Origin of the sequence: Solimonas variicoloris DSM 15731 (genome assembly GCF_000382285.1) — a bacterium.
GTDB classification, from domain to species: Bacteria; Pseudomonadota; Gammaproteobacteria; order Nevskiales; family Nevskiaceae; genus Solimonas; species Solimonas variicoloris.
In genome coordinates, this window is sequence record NZ_KB907932.1 from 89,847 (window position 1) to 106,676 (window position 16,830).

Annotated in this window: 16 protein-coding genes; 2 read left to right on the top strand and 14 right to left on the bottom strand. The window is 69.7% G+C overall.

From position 1 onward, the window contains the following. Positions 1-16: 16 nt before the first annotated feature. The 13 genes from odhB to ccmA all read right to left on the bottom strand — a co-directional run bounded on the left by odhB (position 17) and on the right by ccmA (position 13,022). The gene (gene odhB, locus H149_RS0111090; RefSeq protein ID WP_020649824.1) at positions 17-1,246 is read right to left on the bottom strand and encodes a 2-oxoglutarate dehydrogenase complex dihydrolipoyllysine-residue succinyltransferase; all 1,230 of its coding nucleotides are present in this window, start codon (positions 1,244-1,246) and stop codon (positions 17-19) included. Positions 1,247-1,337: 91 nt separating this feature from the next. Then, the gene (locus tag H149_RS0111095) at positions 1,338-4,190 is read right to left on the bottom strand and encodes a 2-oxoglutarate dehydrogenase E1 component (RefSeq protein ID WP_020649825.1); all 2,853 of its coding nucleotides are present in this window, start codon (positions 4,188-4,190) and stop codon (positions 1,338-1,340) included. Positions 4,191-4,286: 96 nt separating this feature from the next. Beyond that, entirely contained in the window at positions 4,287-5,192 is a 906-nt protein-coding gene (gene galU, locus H149_RS0111100) for a UTP--glucose-1-phosphate uridylyltransferase GalU (protein ID WP_020649826.1), read from the bottom strand. Positions 5,193-5,217: 25 nt separating this feature from the next. Next, positions 5,218-6,084 (bottom strand): MaoC/PaaZ C-terminal domain-containing protein, encoded by an 867-nt coding sequence (locus H149_RS0111105; RefSeq protein WP_020649827.1) that lies wholly within the window; start codon positions 6,082-6,084, stop codon positions 5,218-5,220. A 71-nt stretch (positions 6,085-6,155) separates the two neighbouring features. Further along, on the bottom strand, positions 6,156-7,376 hold the full coding sequence (ccmI, locus tag H149_RS20675) for a c-type cytochrome biogenesis protein CcmI (protein ID WP_020649828.1): 1,221 nt from the start codon (positions 7,374-7,376) through the stop codon (positions 6,156-6,158). Further along, entirely contained in the window at positions 7,373-7,876 is a 504-nt protein-coding gene (locus tag H149_RS0111115; RefSeq protein ID WP_020649829.1) for a cytochrome c-type biogenesis protein, read from the bottom strand. Before H149_RS0111115 ends, ccmI begins: the two co-directional genes overlap by 4 nt. Further along, positions 7,873-8,397, bottom strand: coding sequence for a DsbE family thiol:disulfide interchange protein (locus H149_RS0111120; RefSeq protein WP_020649830.1), 525 nt, complete (start codon positions 8,395-8,397; stop codon positions 7,873-7,875). The genes H149_RS0111115 and H149_RS0111120 overlap by 4 nt, the downstream gene beginning before the upstream one ends. Next, positions 8,397-10,379, bottom strand: a complete 1,983-nt coding sequence (locus H149_RS0111125) for a heme lyase CcmF/NrfE family subunit (RefSeq protein WP_020649831.1) — start codon at positions 10,377-10,379, stop codon at positions 8,397-8,399. Before H149_RS0111125 ends, H149_RS0111120 begins: the two co-directional genes overlap by 1 nt. A 19-nt stretch (positions 10,380-10,398) precedes the next feature. Next, positions 10,399-10,863, bottom strand: a complete 465-nt coding sequence (gene ccmE / locus H149_RS0111130) for a cytochrome c maturation protein CcmE (RefSeq protein ID WP_020649832.1) — start codon at positions 10,861-10,863, stop codon at positions 10,399-10,401. Further along, a complete protein-coding gene (gene ccmD / locus H149_RS22755; protein ID WP_245540505.1) occupies positions 10,860-11,006 on the bottom strand; it encodes a heme exporter protein CcmD in 147 nt (48 codons plus the stop codon). Before ccmD ends, ccmE begins: the two co-directional genes overlap by 4 nt. Then, on the bottom strand, positions 10,996-11,757 hold the full coding sequence (locus H149_RS0111140; protein ID WP_020649834.1) for a heme ABC transporter permease: 762 nt from the start codon (positions 11,755-11,757) through the stop codon (positions 10,996-10,998). Before H149_RS0111140 ends, ccmD begins: the two co-directional genes overlap by 11 nt. An 18-nt stretch (positions 11,758-11,775) precedes the next feature. Next, entirely contained in the window at positions 11,776-12,441 is a 666-nt protein-coding gene (ccmB, locus tag H149_RS0111145) for a heme exporter protein CcmB (protein WP_020649835.1), read from the bottom strand. Further along, complete coding sequence (gene ccmA, locus H149_RS0111150; protein ID WP_020649836.1) at positions 12,438-13,022, bottom strand: heme ABC exporter ATP-binding protein CcmA; 585 nt, start codon at positions 13,020-13,022, stop codon at positions 12,438-12,440. Before ccmA ends, ccmB begins: the two co-directional genes overlap by 4 nt. Before the next feature lie 190 nt (positions 13,023-13,212). On the opposite strand from ccmA, the gene ubiM reads away from it, so the two are divergent. After that, a complete protein-coding gene (gene ubiM / locus H149_RS0111155) occupies positions 13,213-14,421 on the top strand; it encodes a 5-demethoxyubiquinol-8 5-hydroxylase UbiM (RefSeq protein ID WP_020649837.1) in 1,209 nt (402 codons plus the stop codon). 101 nt (positions 14,422-14,522) lie between these two features. Then, entirely contained in the window at positions 14,523-15,389 is an 867-nt protein-coding gene (gene folD, locus H149_RS0111160; protein ID WP_020649838.1) for a bifunctional methylenetetrahydrofolate dehydrogenase/methenyltetrahydrofolate cyclohydrolase FolD, read from the top strand. Between the two features lie 92 nt (positions 15,390-15,481). Here the strand turns inward: folD and fliD are convergent, their stop codons facing one another. Beyond that, positions 15,482-16,828 carry a flagellar filament capping protein FliD gene (fliD, locus tag H149_RS0111165; RefSeq protein ID WP_020649839.1) on the bottom strand — a complete coding sequence of 449 codons (1,347 nt, stop codon included), beginning with the start codon at positions 16,826-16,828 and terminating at the stop codon, positions 15,482-15,484. Between the last annotated feature and the right edge of the window lie 2 nt (positions 16,829-16,830).

Genomic DNA, 16,830 nt, shown 5'->3' on the forward strand with positions numbered 1-16,830 from the left:
GCAGGGCGCGGTCGCGTTACAGCTGCAGCAGCAGCTTGGCCGGATCCTCGAGGCACTCCTTGATCGTGCGCAGCGCCAGCACGGCTTCCTTGCCGTCGATGATGCGGTGATCGTAGGACATCGCCAGGTACATCATCGGGCGGATGACGATCTCGCCGTTGACGACGACCGGGCGCTCGGTGATGCCGTGCATGCCGAGGATCGCCGACTGCGGTGGGTTCAGGATCGGCGTCGACATCATCGAGCCGAAGATGCCGCCGTTGGTGATCGAGAACGTGCCGCCGGTGAGGTCTTCCATCGTCAGCTTGTTGGCCTTGGCGCGCACGCCGAAGTCGACAATGGCCTTCTCGATGCCGGCCAGCGACAGCTGATCGGCATCACGCAGGATCGGCACCACCAGACCGCGCTCCGACGAGACGGCGATGCCGATGTCGTAGTAGCCGTGATAGATGATGTCGTTGCCGTCGATCGACGCATTGACGACCGGGAACTTCTTCAGCGCCTCGACCGCCGCGCGCACGAAGAAGCTCATGAAGCCGAGCTTGACGCCGTGCGCCTTCTCGAACTCGGTCTTGTACTTGGCGCGCAGATCCATCACGGCCTTCAGATCGACCTCGTTGAAGGTCGTCAGCATCGCCGTCGTGTTCTTGGCTTCGAGCAGGCGCTCGGCGATGCGCGCGCGGATGCGCGTCATCGGCACGCGCTGCTCTTCGCGGGCGCCGAGCACCTTCGGCGCGGCCGGGGCCGGCGCGGCAGCGGGCTTGGCGGCCGGGGCCGCGGCCTTCGGCGCGGCGGCGTAGGCCTTGACGTCCTCGACCGTCAGGCGGCCGCCCTTGCCGGTGCCGGTGATCTGGTTGGCCGACAGGCCCAGCTCGGAGAGCAGCTTGCGCACGGCCGGGCTCTGGCCGTCTTCCGACGACATCGCCGCTTCGCTCGCCACCGCCTTGGTCGGCGCCGATTCGTTCTTGGCTGCCTCGCTCTTGGCTTCCGCCTTCGGCGCCGCCGCGGCGCCTTCCTCGAGAATGCCGAGGATGTCGCCGGCCTGCACCGTGGCGCCGGCCTCGATGCGGATCTCCTTGATCACGCCATCAGCCGTCGCCGGCACTTCGAGCATGACCTTGTCCGTCTCGAGGTCGAGCAGATTCTGCTCGCGCGACACGGCGTCGCCGGCCTTGACGTGCCAGCCGGCAACGGTCGCCGAAGAGACCGATTCCGGGAGATTGGGGACTTTGATTTCGATGGCCATTATTTGGGGGTTCCTGTCCGTTTTCTTCTAACTGTCTGGTGGTACGCGGAGCCGGCTTGCGCCGGCTCCGCGCTGCCCTCGCGGGCCTTCGTCAAATCCGCTTGCCGCCGGTCAGCGCTTCCTGCACGACCTCGGCCTGCTCCTTCTGGTGGACCTTCAGGTAGCCGACCGCGGTGGTCGAAGCGCCCTTGCGCGTCGAGTACAGCAGCTGATGCTGCGGCTGCAGGTACGCGGCGAGGCGGTGCTTGATCTGGTACCAGGCGCCCTGGTTCTCCGGCTCTTCCTGGCACCAGACGATGTCCTTGGCGTTCGGGTAGCTGGCCAGCACCTGCTCGTAGCCGGCGCGCGGGAACGGATAGAGCTGTTCGATGCGCACCAGCGCGACGTTGTCGAGCTTGTCCTTCTGGCGCGCCTGGAGCAGGTCGAAGTAGACCTTGCCCGAGCAGAACACGATGCGGGTCACCTTCTGCGCGTCGAGCGCCTCGACTTCCGGGATCACGGTCTGGAAACCGCCCTTGGTCAGATCGTCGAGCGTCGACACCGACAGCGGGTGGCGCAGCAGCGACTTCGGCGTCGCCACGATCAGCGGCAGGCGCAGCGAGCGCTTCATCTGGCGACGCAGCATGTGGAACATCTGCGCCGGCGTCGACGGCACGCAGACCTGCTGGTTGTTCTCGGCGCAGAGCTGCAGGTAGCGCTCGATACGCGCCGACGAGTGCTCCGGACCCTGGCCCTCGTAGCCGTGCGGCAGGAACACCGTCAGGCCGCAGAGGCGACCCCACTTGGCCTGGCCCGAGGAGATGAACTGGTCGAACAGCACCTGCGCGCCGTTGGCGAAGTCGCCGAACTGCGCTTCCCAGATCACCAGCGAATCCGGATCGGTCGTCGAGTAGCCGTACTCGAAGCCGAGCACGCCCTCTTCCGACAGCAGCGTGTCGTTGACGACGAAGCCGTACTTGTCATCGACGAGGTGGCGCAGCGGCGTGTAGCGCTGGCCGTTCTTGTAGTCGTGGATCGTCGCGTGACGGTGGAAGAAGGTGCCGCGGCGCGCGTCCTGGCCGCACAGGCGGACGTGGAAGCCGTCCTTGATCAGCGAGGCGTAGGCCATGGTCTCGGCGAAGCCCCAGTCCATCGGCAGGTCGCCAGCCGCCATCTTGGCGCGGTCTTCCCAGATCTTGATGACGCGCGGATGCAGCGTGAAGCCTTCCGGCGTCTTCAGCAGCTGCTCGGACAGCGCCTGCAGCGACTTCTGGGTGATCGTCGTGTCGACCGGGCTGTCCCAGGTACCTTCCTTGTACTTGGCCCAGTTGACGGTGTGCTTGTTGCCGACCAGGCCCAGCGTCACGCGCGCCGGGTTCTCGCCCTTGTCGAGGCCTTCGCGGTATTCCTTGACCAGGGTCTCGGCGTCGCCCTTGGCGATGGTGCCTTCTTCCTCGAGCTTCTTGGCGTACAGCGTCAGCGTCGTCGGCTGCTTCTTGATGACTTCGTACATCACCGGGCTGGTGACGCTCGGCTCGTCGGCCTCGTTGTGGCCGAGGCGGCGGTAGCAGCAGATGTCGACGATGACGTCCTTGTGGAACTCGTTGCGGAAGTCCATCGCCAGGCGCGTCACGAAGGTCACCGCCTCCGGATCGTCACCGTTGACGTGGAACACCGGCGCCTCGAGCATCTTGGCGAGGTCCGTGCAGTAGCGCGAGGTGCGCGCTTCCTTGCGGCGCTGCGCCTCGATCGGGTCCGGCGTGGTGAAGCCGATCTGGTTGTTGACGATGATGTGCATCGTGCCGCCGGTCGCGTAGCCCTTCGACTGCGACAGCTGCAGCGTCTCCATCACCACGCCCTGACCGGCGAAGGCGGCGTCGCCGTGGATCAGCACCGGCACGATCTTCTGGCCGGCCTCGTCGCTGCGCCGCGTCTGGCGGGCCTTGACCGAGCCTTCGACGACCGGATTGACGATCTCCAGGTGCGAAGGATTGAAGGCCAGCACCAGATGCACGCGCTTGCCGTCGACTTCGACGTCGGTCGAGAAACCCATGTGGTACTTGACGTCGCCGGCGCGCGACAGCGCCTCGACCGAGTACTTGCCCTCGAATTCGGCGAACAGATCCTTCGGCGACTTGCCGAGGGTATTGATCAGCACGTTGAGGCGGCCGCGGTGGGCCATGCCGATGACGATCTCCTCGACGTCGCGCGCCGCGCAGGCGCGCAGGATCTCGTCCATCGCCGGGATCAGCGAGTCGCCGCCTTCCAGCGAGAAGCGCTTCTGGCCGACGTACTTGTTGTGCAGGTAGCGTTCGAGACCTTCGGCGGCGACCAGCTGCTTGAGCACGTCGCGCTTGCGTTCGATGCCGATCTTCGGCTGGAACGCGACCGATTCGAGGCGCTTCTGGATCCAGCGCTTCTCGGAGGTCTCGGTCAGGTACATGTACTCGGCACCGATGGTGTCCGTGTACACGCTCTTGAGGATGCGGATGATCTCCTTGAGCGGCAGGCGGTCGGCACTGGCCGCCAGCGTGCCGGTATTGAAGACCGTCTCCATGTCCTCGGCGCCGAGGCCGTGGAAGGCCGGATCGAGATCCGGAATGATGTCGGCCGGCGCGAGACCGAGGGGGTCGAGCTTGGCGGCCTGATGGCCGCGCACGCGGTAGTAGTTGATCAGGCGCAGCACGCCGGCCTGTTTCTCGGCGGCCTTGGCGTCGAAGCCGGCTTCGGCCGCAACCACGCGGCGCGGCTCGCGCGCCAGGCGTTCGAAGCGCGCGATCACCTCGCTGTGCGGCGTCTCGCGCGGCGCGCTCTGATCCTGGATCAGGCGGAAGTACGCCCGCCAGCTCGGATCCACCGATTCCGGGTCTTCGAGGAACTGCTCGTAGAACGCTTCGACGTAGGGCGCGTTGGCCCCATTGATCGAAGACGACTCAATGAAGTTCTGGTACTTGCTGGTCGCCATGTCTGTTACTGCTCTCGTCTGTGTGTTCGTGTCACCCCGGCGTCCCCAAGCTTGGGCGGCTTCCCCATCGAGTCGTGTGTGGATTCGCCGCCGGTGCTACGCCTTGGCCCTTTTCTTGTCCTGTTCGTGCCAGCCGGCGGTGAGTTCGCTCAGGTAGGCGCGGAAATCGTCGGCCAGTTCCGGATGCTTGAGGCCGAATTCGACGTTGGCGCGCAGATAGCCGAGCTTCGAACCGCAGTCGTGGCGCACGCCTTCGAATTCGTAGGCGAGCACGGTCTGCTCGTTGAGCATCAGGCTGATCGCGTCGGTCAGCTGGATTTCGCCACCGGCGCCGCGCTGCGTGCGCTCCAGCAGCTTGAAGATGCGCGGCGTCAGGATGTAGCGGCCGACCACGGCGAGATTGCTCGGCGCGTTCTCCGGCTTGGGCTTCTCGACCATCTTGCGGATCTCGGACAGACCCGGGCCGATCGGCTGCACGTCGACGATGCCGTAGCTCGACACGTCCGCCTGCGGCACGCGCTGGGTCGCCAGCACGCTGGTGCCGTACTGCTGGTAGACGCGGTGCATCTGCGACAGGCAGGGCTGCAGGCGGCCGTCGATGAGGTCGTCGGCGAGGATCACGTAGAAGTCCTCGTCGCCGACCGCCGGCCAGGCCTGCAGCACGGCGTGGCCGAGGCCGAGCGCCTCGGCCTGGCGGATGTAGATGCAGGTGACGCCCGGCGGCACGATGTCCTGCACGGTCTCGAGCAGCTTGTTCTTGCCGCGGGCGGCGAGCTCGGCTTCGAGTTCATAGGCCTTGTCGAAGTGATCCATGATGGAATTCTTCGAACGGCCGGTGATGAAGATCAGCTCCTGGGCGCCGGCGCTGATCGCTTCCTGGACCGCATACTGGATCAGCGGCTTGTCGACGACCGGCAGCATTTCCTTGGCGCTGGCCTTGGTGGCCGGCAGGAAGCGGGTGCCGAGACCGGCGACCGGGAAGACCGCTTTGCGAATGCGCATGAGAGCTCCTTTAAGCCTGACGATTTTAGCGCAGTAGGCCGGTCAAATGGACCTTGTCCGAGTTGCGCGCCAGCAGCGCGAATTCGATACCGTTCCCGCTGCCGTGCTCGCCGATGCCGTGGGCGAACTTCAGCGCCGCCCGGCCCGGCAGGAACAGCGGCTGGCGGAACTGCACGTCGAGCAGCTGCGGCTCGCCTTCGAGGTGATCGGCGAGCAGCGCCGTGCAGTGCGCTGCCGACCACATGCCATGGGCGATGTGACGCTTGAAGCCGAACAGCCGGGCCGGCAGCGGCGCGAGATGAATCGGGTTGAAGTCCTTGCCGACCTTGGCGTAGCGGCGGCCGATGTCAGCCGGCGCGTCGACGGCGATGTAGTCCGACAGGCTGGCCGGCAGCGGCGCCGGCTTGGCGGCCGGCTTCTTCGGCCCCGGGGTGCGGTAGAGCGTGGTCATCACCTCGTTCCAGACCTCGGCGCCGTCGACCGTGACGCTGGAGACGATGTCGAACTCCAGGCCCTGGCGCACTTCGCGCGCCTCGCCGAGGCGCACGTCGAAATCGTAGCTCTCGCCGGTGCCGAGGCCGCGCACCTGCTCGATGCGGTTGCGCACGTGCACGAGGCCGAGCAGCGGCAGCGGGAACTGCGGCTGCGTCATCAGGTGCAGGTGCAGGGCCGCGGCCATCACGTGCGGGAAGGTGATCGGCAGCGTGTGGCTGTCGGCGAAGCCGCAGACCTGGCGGTAGTCGGACAGCTGCTGCGCCGAGACGCGCACGCCCTTGACCTGCACGCCGTACTGCGGAATGCGCGGCTTGCCCTTGGGCCGGCGCAGCACGGTGGTCGCCGCCTTCAGATAGAGGCCTTCCGCCGAGGGCAGCCGGGCGAGCGTCGCGTTCATCAAAATCCCCTTGTTTTTCAATTCAATGCTGTTGGTTCGATGCGCCGGCCGCAAGCTTCGCAGGATGCCACTCAGGGCACTTGCCGGTCGATCACCAGTTCGAGCGGTGAGCCGGCCTCGGCGCGGCTGGCAGGATGGCTGCCCTCGAGATCGCCGGACAGCGCCTGCGCGCCAGCGCCGCTCGTCAGGCGGGCCGTGACCACCCAGCGCTCGAAGGCCGACAGCTTCATCGCCGGCATCATCGCCTGGCTGTCGTCGAGCGTGACGCTCAGCGGCAGCTGCGGCGACGCGATGCGCTGCACCGCCAGCGGCATCGGCGGGCCGTTCTCGGCCTTGGCGAACACCATCAGCGTCATGCCCGGCTTGAGCTGCGCGCGCAGCGCGTCGGCGAGGCGCACGTGCACTGTCAGCTGCACGCCGGACGGCGCGGCCGCCGGTTTCGGCGGCAGGGTCTGGCCGGTCTTGGCGGCGAGCGCCGGCAGCTGCTGGTCGAGGATCGCGGCCAGATCTTCCGGCGGCGACAGCTCGCGCAGCTTGAGCCAGTGCGCGTAGGCCGCCGCCGCGTCGTCGGCCTGCAGCGCGGCGAGGCCGGCGTACCAGAGCGCCTCGACGTTGCCCGGATCGAGCGTCAGCGCCTGCTCGAACAGCGGGCGCGCCGGGCGCAGATCGCGCTGCGGATTGGCCATGCCCTGCGCCGCGCCGGCCGCGATCAGCCACTCGGCCTGCGGCTGGGCGACGCTGAGGGCGTTGGCGCGGCTGTAGGCCTGCGCCGCGTCGGAGTAGCGCTGCAGCACCAGATAGGCGCGGCCGAGCATCGCCCAGCCCTGCGCGTCGTCCGGCGCCGACTTCAGGCGTCGCTCGAGCTGCCCGACCATGCCGTCGATCATCTGCTGCTCGGCGGCCTGCGGATCGCGCTGCGCCAGCTCGATCAGCGCCCGCGTCCGCCAGCTGCCTTCGAGCCAGTAGCCGAGGCCGGCCAAGGCGCCGAGCAGCAGCACCAGCGCGAGCGCCAGACCGCGCCGCCGCGGCGCCGACTCGCCGGCCTCGGCGGCGGCGGCGGCGTCATCGAGCAGGCGCGCGCCGGCCTCGTCGCGCAGCTGCTGCGCCGATTCGGCGTCGAGCGTGCCGGCGGCGACGTCGGCGTCGATCTCGGCGACGCGCGTTTCGTAGGCGATCACATTGGCGCGCTTGCGGCGCAGCGTGGCGGCGGTCGCCCGCGCCCACAGCGGCCGGGTCAGCCACAGCCCGGCGGCCACGGCGATGGCCGCCATCACGACGATGAGCAGGGTCACGAACGGTTTTCCGGTGGTCGGCGCGCGTCGTCGCCCGCCTCGTCGGCGAGCACCTGGCGCAGCGCGGCGGCGTCGACCGCGGTCGCGGCCGGCGCGGCGCGGCGGGCGCGCACGAAGCGCAGCGCGACCGCGAGCGCGATCAGCAGCACGACAAACGGCCCGCCCCACAGCAGCCAGGTCTTGGCCTTGAACGGCGGCCGGTACAGCACGAAGTCGCCGTAGCGGTCGGTCAGGTAACGCTTGATCTCGGCATCGCTGCGGCCGGCGCGGATCTGCGTCTCGACCTGCTGACGCAGGTCGGCGGCGAGCGGCGCGTTGGAATCGGCGATCGTCTGGTTCTGGCAGACCAGACAGCGCAGTTCGTTGATCAGCGTCTGGTAGCGCGCCTGCTGCTCGGCGTCGAGCTCGGCAGCGCGCAGCGGCGCGCCGGGCAGCGCCAGCAGCAGGCCGGCGAGCAGCGCCAGCGGCGCAAACCGGGATTTCAGCGTTCCGCGCTTCACGGCTTGGCTCCCTGCAGCAGCGGCGCGACGCGCTCGCGCCAGACCGCTTCCGATAGCGGACCGATCTGCTTGTAGACGATGGTCCCCGCCGTATCGAGCACGAAGGTCTCCGGCGCGCCGTAGACGCCCCAGTCGAGGCCCATCGCGCCCTGCGGATCGGCGATCACGGTGCGGTACGGATTGCCGTGCCGGGCCAGCCAGTCGGCGCCGTCGGCGTCGGTGTCCTTGTAGTCGACGCCGACGATCTCGACGCCCTGCGCCGCCAGCTGCATCAGGAACGGATGCTCGACGCGGCAGGCCGCGCACCAGCTGGCGAAGAAATTGACGAGCACCGGCCGGCCCTGGAGGTCGGCGAGCGTGTAGGTCTGCTGCGGCGCCCCAAGCACCGCCAGCGAGAACGCCGGCGCCGGCTTGCCGATCAGCGGGCTCGGCACTTCGCGCGGATCGTGGCGCAGGCCGATCGCGAACAGCACGACCAGGCCGATCAGGACCAGCGCGGGAACCAGATAGCGCAGGCGCATCAGGCGAGCGCCTCGGCGCGCACGGCGGCGGTCTCGCGCGCCTGCGCGAGCCGGTAGCGGCGGTCGGACGCGGCGATCAGGCCGCCGAGCGCCATGATGAAGCCGCCCCACCAGACCAGACGCATCATCGGCTTGTAGTACAGGCGCAGCGCCCAGTCGCCGTCGGCCCGGGCCTTGTCGATCGGCTCGCCGAGCGCGACGTAGAGATCGCGCAGCGCGTTGTGGTCGACGGCCGACTCGGTCATGACCTGACCGCTGGCGCGATAGCGGCGCTTCTCTGGCTCGAGTTCGGCGAGCACGCGGCCGCCGTGCGAGACCTCGACGCGGCCGTGGTCGGCGTCGTAGTTCGGGCCGGCGCGGCCTTCGACGCCGTCGAAGCGGAACGCGTAGCCGGACAGCTCGGCGGCCTGTCCCGGGCCGAGGCGCACGTCCTTCTCGACGCTGTAGAGGCTGACGAAGCTGACGCCGAGCACCCAGATGCCGAGCCCGGCGTGGGCCAGCGTCATGCCCCAGACCGCGCGCGGCACCTGCAGCAGGCCCTGCACGCGATCGCGCTTGGCGAGCACGCGGCGTCCGATCTCCTGCGCCGCCGTCAGCAGCACCCAGATCGCGAGCATGCCGCCGGCGATCGCCGCCAGCAGCGTGCGATGGCCGAGCGCCCACGGCAGCGCCAGACCGGCGACGACGGCGAGCGCCGCCGGCACGCGCACGCGCTTCCAGACCTCGGCCGGCTTGGCACGCTTCCAGCCGACCGCCGCCGCCAGACCGACGAGCACCGCCAGCGGCGCGGTCAGCGGCAGGAACACGGCATTGAAGTACGGCGGTCCGACCGAAACCTTGCCGAGGTTCAGCGCCTCGGCGAGCAGCGGATAGAGCGTGCCGAGCAGCACCGCGAACGCGGCGACGACGAGGAACACATTGTTGAGCAGCAGCAGGCCTTCGCGCGAGAACAGCGCGAAGTCGGCGACCGAGACGAAGCGCGGCGCGCGCCATGCGTACAGCGTGAAGGCGATGCCGAGCACGATCGCCAGGAACGTCAGGATGAACACGCCGCGCGCCGGATCGGTGGCGAAGGCGTGCACCGACACCAGCACGCCGGAACGCACGAGGAAGGTGCCGAGCAGCGACAGCGCGAACGCCAGGATCGCCAGCAGCACGGTCCAGGCCTTGAGCTGGCCGCGCTTCTCGGTGACCGCCAGCGAATGGATCAGCGCCGTGCCGACCAGCCAGGGCATGAACGAGGCGTTCTCGACCGGGTCCCAGAACCACCAGCCGCCCCAGCCGAGCTCGTTGTAGGCCCACCACGAGCCGAGCGTGATGCCGCAGGTCAGGAACAGCCAGGCGGTCGTCGTCCACGGCCGCGTCCAGCGCGCCCAGGCGGCGTCAAGCCGGCCCGAGATCAGCGCCGCGAGCGCGAACGCGAACGCCACCGAGAAGCCGACGTAGCCCATGTAGAGCATCGGCGGATGGATGACCAGGCCGGGATCCTGCAACAGCGGGTTCAGGTCGCGGCCGTCCGCCGGCACCGGAAAGCTGCGCTCGAAGGGATTCGAGGTCAGCAGAATGAACAGCAGAAAGCCGACGCCGACCGCGCCGAGCACCGCCAGCGTGGTCGCCGCCAGATCCGGCGGCAGGCGGCGGTTGAAGACCGACACCGCCGCCGCCCAGCCGCTCAGCATCAGCACCCACAGCAGCATCGAGCCCTCGTGCGCGCCCCAGACCGCGCTGACCCGGTAGGCCAGCGGCAGCTCGGAATGACTGTTGGCGGCGACGTAGGCGACCGACCAGTCGCGCGTCACGAAAGCCCAGGTCAGGCACAGGTACGCGAACAGGATCAGCAGGAACTGCGTCTGCGCCGCCGAGCTGGCGACCGCCATCAGGCGGCGGTCGCGGCGCCACACACCGAGCGCCGGCAGCGCGACCTGCAGCAGCGCCACGAGCAGGGCCGCGACCAGCGCGAAGTGACCGAGTTCCGGAATCATGCGGGCCTCTGCGGATCGTTCAGCTGGCGGCCTGCATGACCGACTTGAACGGTGCGCAGGAATGCTGGCCGTCGGCGGTCTTCAGCGATTTCGCCAGTTCCGGCGGCATGTAGTTCTCGTCGTGCTTGGCGAGCACCTCGTCGGCGACGAACACGCCGTCCTTCATCTGCCCGGTGGCGACGATGCCCTGCCCCTCGCGGAACAGGTCCGGCAGGATGCCGTCGTAGCGCACCGGCAGCGACTTCTCGCAGTCGGCGAGCATGAACTCGACGTTCAGGCCCTCGCCGCGCTTGAGACTGCCGACGGTGACGAGACCGCCGAGGCGCAGCCGCGCGTTGTCGGCGACCTTGTGCTCGACGATGTCGGTCGGCGTGTAGAAATACATCATGTTCTTGCGGAAGGCCGTGAAGCCGAACACCGCCGCGAGCGCGAGGCCCGCGACCAGCGCGGCCACCGCCGCCATGCGTTTCTGCCGTTTGGTCATTCGTCGTCGAGCAGCGTCTCGAGGATCGCGCGGCGGCGCAGCCGCGGCGCGATCAGGTTCCACAGGTAAATGCCGGCGGCGATGCCGAAGCTGCCCCAGACATACAGCGCATACCCGCCCATCTTCCAGAACTCAGGAGACACGCGCGCCTCCGCCAAGTTCCGTCGCCAGCTCGCGCACCCAGCGCGTGTTGCGCTCGCGCAGCAGCAGCTCGTTCTGGGCGCGGCGCAGGATCGCGTGCGCGCAGAGGCAGTAGGTCGCCAGCAGGCCGGCGTAGAGCGGACGCGCCATGTCGGCGCTGATCGCCGGCCGGCCGAACTTCAGCACCGTCGAGCCCTGATGCAGGCTGTTCCACCACTCCACCGAGAAATGCACGATCGGCACGTTGACCAGGCCGACGATCGCCAGCAGCGCGCAGGCGCGGGCGCCGGCGCGGGCGTCGTCGAAGGCCGCGTGGAGACCGATCACGCCGCAATAAAGGAACAGCAGCACCAGCTCCGAGGTCAGGCGCGCGTCCCAGACCCAGTACGCGCCCCACATCGGCTTGCCCCAGAGCATGCCGGTGACCAGCGCCAGCGCCGTGAAGCTGGCGCCGACCGGCGCCGTCGCGACCATCACCGCCTCGGCCAGTTTCATCCGCCAGATCAGCGCGACCGCGCCGGCAACCGCCATCAGCACATAGAGCGACAGCGACACGGCGGCGGCCGGCACGTGGACGTAAATGATGCGGAACGCGTCTTTCTGCTGGTAATCCGGCGGCGCCAGCACCAGGCCCGCATACCAGCCGTAGGCCAGCAGCAGCAGGCCGAAACCGCCCAGCCACGGCGCGAGCCGTCCGGCGAAGCGGTAGAAGCTCGGCGGCGAGCCGAGGCGGTGGAACCACGTCCAGTTCATGGGCCGGAATGTCCGGAGCTATTCGAAGGCATTGCGCAGCGCCGCGGCGGCGAGCCAGGGCAGGAGGGTCAGCGTCAACGTCAAAATGGCGGCCAGGAAGTATAGCGGAGCCCCTGCATCGAGACCCTGCTGGGCAGCCCGCACGCTGCCGGCGCCGAAGATCACGACCGGCACGATCAGCGGCAGTACCAGCACCGGCAGCAGCGCGCCACCGCGCGGCAAGCCCACCGTCAGCGCCGCGACGAAGCCGCCGATGAAGCTCAGGCACGGCGTACCGAGCGCCAGGCCCAGCACCAGCGGGCCGAGATGCGGCGGCGCCAGGCCGAGCATCAGGCCCAGCGGCGCCGCCAGCAGCACGATCGGCAGACCGCTCAGCAGCCAGTGCGCCAGGCCCTTCACGAACACCGCGAAGCTCAGCGCCGTGCGGCTGACGAGCAGCTGTTCGAGCGTGCCGTCTTCCTGATCGGTGCGATACAGGCGTTCCAGCGACAGCAGCGCCGCCAGCAGCGCGCCGACCCAGAGCACCGCCGGCGCGAACGCGGCGAGCTGCGGATCGTTGGGCTTGGTGCCGAAGCTGAACACGGTGACGACGATGACGAAGAACAGCGGCGGCATCAGCCACTCGGCCTTGGCGCGCGCCGCCAGCCGCAGCTCGCGCGCGAAGATCGCGGCCAGCGCCTTCACAGGATCAGCTCGCGCGCCGCCAGCGGCGCCGGCAGCGTCTGGTGGCTGGTCATCAGCACCGCCCCGCCCTGCGCCAGATGCGCCTGCGTCAGCGCCGCGAACAGGGCGAGACCGCCGGCGTCGAGACCGTCGAGCGGCTCGTCGAGCAGCCAGACCGGTCGCGGCTGCAGCAGCAGACGGGCCAGCGCGCTGCGCCGCTTCTGTCCGGCCGACAGGCTGCGGCAGGCGCGGCGGCGCGCGCGCGCCGGCAGTTCGACGCCGGCCAGCGCAGCGTCGATGCCGTCCGGCGACGCGCCGTTGATGCCGCACCAAAAGCGCAGGTTGTCGATCGCGCTGAGCTGCAGGTTGAGGCCGTTGCGATGGCCGAGCCAGTGCAGGCCGGCGGCCTCGTCGGCGAGCCGGCACCGGCCCGCCGCCGGCCGGCGCAGACCGGCCAGGGTCTCCAGCAGCGAGGTCTTGCCGATGCCGTTGGCGCCGCGCAGATGCAGCAGCTCGCCGGCCGCCAGACGCAGGTCGAAATCGCGCAGCAGCGCGCGGTCACCGCGCTGGATCGTCAGTTGGTCGGCGCTCAGCAGGGGCACGCGAGGATCGTCGGCTGCGGTGGCGGCGGATGGCGCCCGGCCGCGCCACCCTGTTCGGGGAAAAGGGCGCCTAGTGTACGGGAACGCCCGGCGCGACCGGCGCGCATCTTTGCGGGTAGCCGAAGCCGGCCGCCGTGTCCTTGATCGCGATCAGTTCCCGGCACCCGGCGCCTGCCTAAGGTGGCCGGCCATGAACGACCAGCCGAGCGCAGTCCACGATCTCATCATCATCGGTGCCGGCCCGGCCGGACTGGCGCTGGCGCGCGCGCTCGGCGCCGACCCGCTCAGTGTCGCCATCGTCGATCCGACGCCGCGCGAGGTGCTCGCCGACGCGCCGTTCGACGGCCGCGAGATCGCACTGAGCGCGGACTCGGTCGCGCGGCTGCGCGACTACGGCATCTGGCCGCACCTCGCGGACGACGACATCTCGCGCCTGCGCGACGCGCGCGTGCGCGACGGCGGCACGCGCAGCGCACTGCATCTGCAGGCCGACGGCGCCGGCGAGCTCGGCTGGCTGGTGCCGAACCACCGCCTGCGCCAGGCCAGCTACGCGAGCCTCGCCGACGCCGAGCGCCTGAGCTGGTACAGCGCCCGCGTCACCGCGCTGCAGACCGCGCCCGGCCACGCCGAAGTCCGGCTCGACGACGGCCGCCGGCTGCGCGCGCGGCTGGTGGTAGCCGCCGACAGCCGTTTCTCCGAGACGCGGCGGGCGATGGGCATCGCCGCGCGCATGCGCGACTTCGGCAAGAGCATGCTGGTCTGCCGCCTCGAGCACGAGCGGCCGCACTGCCAGACCGCCGAGGAATGGTTCGTCTACGGCGCGACCCTCGCGCTGCTGCCGCTGAACGGATCGCGCAGTTCGCTGGTGCTGACCCAGCCGCATCGCCAGATCGCCGCGCTGGCGCAGGCCGAAGCCGAGGATTTCGCGGCGCGCATCGGCGACTGGACCGGCCACCACCTCGGCCGCCTGAGCCTCGCCAGCAGCCGCCACGTCTATCCGCTGGTCGCGGTCTGGGCCGAGCAGTTCTGCAAGGAACGCTACGCCCTGATCGGCGACGCCGCGGTCGGCATGCATCCGGTCACCGCGCACGGCTACAACCTCGGCCTGCGCAGCGTGGCGGCGCTCGCCAACGCCGTGCGCGCGGCGCAGCGGCGCGGCGCCGACATCGGCGCGCTGCCGCTGCTGCGCGGCTACGAGGCCGAGCACCGGCGCGCGGCGCGGCCGCTGTACGAGCTGACCAACGCGCTCGTCGGCCTCTATACCGACGAGCGGCTGCCGGCGCGTCTGGCGCGCCGCGCCGCGCTGCAGCTGACCGAGCACCTGCCACCGCTCAAGCGCCTGATCGTCGCCCCGCTGCGCCGCCACGGCGACCGCCGGCCGGACGCCGTGGCGGGCTAGCCGGTCCGCGGAACCGCCGCGGGGACGCGCGCCAGCGTGCCGGTCGCACCGGCGGGGCGCGCTTTTCCTACAATACGCGCCCCGCCGAGACCCGAATCCCCATGAGCGCCCAACTGATCGACGGCAAGGCCGTCGCCGCCGCCATCCACGAACGTGTCCGCAGCGCGATCGCCGCGCGCGTCGCCGCCGGCCGCCGCCGGCCGGCGCTGGCCACGGTCCTGGTCGGCGCCGACCCGGCCTCGGAGATCTACGTGCGCAACAAGCGCCTGACCTGCGAGAAGGTCGGCGTGCGCTCGGTGCCGATGCACTTCGACGCGACGATCAGCGAGGCCGAACTGCTCGGCGCGATCGACCGCCTCAACGCCGACGACGACATCGACGGCATCCTCGTGCAGCTGCCGCTGCCGTCGCAGCTCGACGCCACGCGCGTCACCGAGCGCATCCGCGCCGACAAGGACGTCGACGGCTTCCACCCGTACAACATCGGCCGCCTCGCGCAGCGCCTGCCGGCGCTGCGGCCGTGCACGCCGTTCGGCGTGATGGAGCTGCTGCGCTCGACCGGCGAGACCTTCAAGGGCAAGCGCGCCGTCGTCGTCGGCGCCAGCAACCACGTCGGCCGGCCGATGATGCTGGAGCTGATGCTGGCCGGCGCCACCGCGACCTGCTGCCACCGCTTCACCGTCGACGTCGCCGGCGAAGTCGCGCGCGCCGACATCCTGGTCGCCGCGGTCGGCAAGCCGGGCCTGGTCAAGGGCGCGTGGATCAAGCCCGGCGCGACGGTCATCGACGTCGGCATCAACCGCCTCGCCGACGGCAAGATCGTCGGCGACGTCGAATTCGAGGCCGCCCGCGAGCGCGCCGCCTGGATCACGCCGGTGCCGGGCGGCGTCGGCCCGATGACGGTGGCGATGCTGATGCACAACACCCTCGCCGCCTGCGCGGCGCGCGAGGGCCACGCGGTCGACTGAGTCCGGAGCAAGCGCACCGCGTGCCCCGCCCGTTCGCCGCCACGCCGCATCGGCGGCAGCCGGCAACGCACATCGAACCGCGCGGCGGACGCTCAGCCGGACGCGGATGAGGACGAGGAACTCAGCTTCGACAGCGCGCTGAGCTGCTGGCTCAGATAACTGCTGGTGCTCTGCATGCTGGCGAGCAGCGCATCGAGCGAGGTGTATTGCTGGCGGTAGCGGGCCTCGACCTTGACCATGCGCGCGTCGAGACCGTCGAGCTGATCGGAAATCGTGTCGAGCCGCGCCTGCAGCGCGTCGTTGCGCGCCTCGACCTGGCCGTCGTCGCCGACGATCTTCTCGATCGCCGCGTCGAGCCGCGTCGCGTAACCGCCGTCGCCGGCAAACAGTTTCTGCACGGCGGCGCTGTCGTCGGCGAGCGCGTCCGAGAGCTTCTCGCTGTCCACTTCCAGCGTGCCGTCGGCCTTGGCGGTGATGCCGATCTGCGCCAGATACTGGTAGCTGCCGTTCGATGCGCCGGCGCCGGCGAGAATGCCGCGCAGCGTGCCCGCCGCGCCGCGCACCATGGCGTCGCCGTTGAGCACCGCGGCGGTCTTGGTACCGGCGTCGTATCGGGTCAGCGAGGCCATCGTGCCGATCGCCGCGTTGTAGGCGTTGACAAAGCTCTGCACGGTCTTGGCCGCGGCGTCGGTATCGAGGGCGACGTCGAGCGACAGCGTGGTGCCCGGCTCGGCCTTCTGCAGCTTGAGCGTGACGCCGTCGATGGCGTCGCTGACGCTGTTCGACGCCGAGTAGACGTCGTAGCCGTCGATGCGCACGTGCGCATCCTGCGCGGCCTGCTGTTCGGTGAAGCCGAGCAGCGACGAGGACACGGTGATGGCGTTGGCGGCGCCGGTTTCGTTGCTGCTCAGCACCAGGCGCGTGCCGCCGCTCTCGCTGATCAGCGTCGCCGTCACGCCGGTGTTGTCGGTGGCCTTGTTGATCGCATTCTTGAGATCGACGAGCGTGTTCTGCGTATCGCCGAGCGTGACCTTGAAGCTCTTGCCGGCGACGCCGATCGTCACCTCGCCCGCCCCCAGCGTAGCGTCGGCGCCGGCGAACGCCGAGCTGGCCAGCTTGTGCGATTTGGCGAGGCTCTGCACCTCGACCTGGTAATTGCCGCGCGTCGCCGTGCTGCTCGTCGAGACGCCGAGAATGTCGGTATCGGACGAGGTCGCCGACAGCGTCATCAGCTCGCCACCGGACTTCAGCGCGGCGAGCTTGGTCTGCAGCGTCGACAGCACCGACTTGAAGGTACCGACTGCCGACAGCTGCGTATTGAATACGCTCCGCTTGGTCGTCAGGCGCGTCTCGGTCGGACTGCGCTCGGCGCTGACCAGCTTGGTGATCAGCGACTCGATGTCGAGCCCGGAGCCGACGCCGGCGGAAGTAATGCCCATCC